The sequence below is a fragment of the Thiocapsa roseopersicina genome, assembly GCF_900106925.1.
Classification (GTDB): domain Bacteria; phylum Pseudomonadota; class Gammaproteobacteria; order Chromatiales; family Chromatiaceae; genus Thiocapsa; species Thiocapsa roseopersicina.
Map to the genome: position 1 here is coordinate 1 of NZ_FNNZ01000078.1, position 1,554 is coordinate 1,554.

Here is a 1,554-nt window from a genome sequence, read left to right on the forward strand (position 1 = left end):
CTAACGAGCATGCAGGCGTGGCGGCACCCCGGAAAATGAAAGATGCTGCGCGGGAGACCGTGCAGTGAGGTCGGTCAAGTGTTTGGCGACTCGATCCTGATTGCTAACGTGACCCGCCGCCCCTGCTCCGAACCCCGGAATGCATCGCCACAGAGCGCACGGTAAAGAGGTCCAAGCGCAACGCGCTTGAGAGGGATGTCGGTGGCGGCCTGCGCGGTCTCCCTGTCGCCGGTTTAGCGTTTGGGAGAACGGCATGGAACTGACACCGATCTATCGTCGCGTGGTGGCTCTGGATGTCCATCAGGCCAAATTGACCGTCTGCGCCCTGTTCGAGAACGCCGAGGGGGACGCGCAGGTGGAGTTGAGAGAGTTCGGCGGCTTCAAACGGGATCGTCGCGCGATGGCGGAGTGGGTCGCCGCCTTTGAGCCCGAGGTGGTGGTGATGGAAAGCACGGGGATTTATTGGAAGAGTCCCTATGCTGCCCTGGAGAAAGTCGGCATCGTGGCGCTCGTGGTCAATGCGCACCATGTCAAGCAGGTGCCGGGGCGCAAGACCGACATCGCCGATGCGCAGTGGCTGGCGATTCTGGCGCGCAGTGGCTTGTTGAAGGGCGGTTTCGTGCCACCGCAGAATCTGCGGGAACTGCGTCTGGTCTCGCGTCAGATGCAGAAATTCACCGGCATCCTGGCGGGGGAGAAGAACCGTTTGCACAAGGTGCTCACCGACGGGGGCATTCGCCTCTCGGCCGTCGTCAGCGACATCCACGGGACTTCGGCACGGGCCATGATCAAGGGCCTGCTGGACGATGAGACGCCGGAACAAGTCTTGACCTATGCCAGTCAACGGTTAAAGGCGACTGAAGCGGAACTGCTCGACGCTCTGGAGGGCGACCTCAGTGATACGCATCGCTTCGTGCTGCGTGAGATCCTGGCGCACATCGAGGAACTCGAAGCCCGCATTCGTGGTTTTCAACAGCATTTGCTCCAGGCGCTTCAACCGCACCAGCCCCTGTTGCAGGCGTTGCAGACCATTCCGGGGCTCGATGCCATTGGCGCGGCCATGCTGCTGGTGGAAATCGGCACCGACATGGAGGCGTTCGGCTCGCCCGAGAAACTTGCCGCCTGGGCTGGCGTCTGCCCCGGCAACAACGAATCGGCCGGCAAACGCAAAGCCGGCCGAAAACGCAAGGGCAATCCCTACGTGCGGCGCATTCTCTGCGAGGCGGCCAATGCGGCCAGCCGTACCCGCAGCGCGCTCGCTGACAAATTCAAGGCGTTGCTCATTCGTCGGGGGCGCAAACGCGCGATCTTCGCTCTCGCCCACAAGATTTTGAAAATCGTCTTCGTGTTGATCACCCGTGGCGATTATTACCGGGATGCCACGGTCGACTACGAAGCCCTCAATGTTGGTCGCAACGCACCGCGTTGGATCCGAATGCTCAGGAAATACGGCTATATCGCTGCCTGAGCCTTCGTAAGAGTTTGAGTGTTTTTCAGGCCGCCGGGCGGTCACGGGCGGGTTTGTCTCCCGCGCAGAGCATCTTTCACGGTAAC

At 61.3% G+C, this 1,554-nt stretch carries 1 protein-coding gene; it reads left to right on the top strand.

The window, feature by feature from the left end; translation table 11 throughout:
• Positions 1 to 253 precede the first annotated feature (253 nt).
• The gene (locus tag BLV04_RS24210) at positions 254 to 1,468 is read left to right on the top strand and encodes an IS110 family RNA-guided transposase (RefSeq protein WP_093038696.1); all 1,215 of its coding nucleotides are present in this window, start codon (positions 254 to 256) and stop codon (positions 1,466 to 1,468) included.
• The last annotated feature ends 86 nt before the right edge of the window (positions 1,469 to 1,554 follow it).

What these genes read in the sequence shown, in the direction of transcription:
- BLV04_RS24210 (WP_093038696.1), top strand. Translation starts at nt 254, where the DNA reads ATGGAACTGACACCGATCTATCGTCGCGTGGTGGCTCTGGATGTCCAT.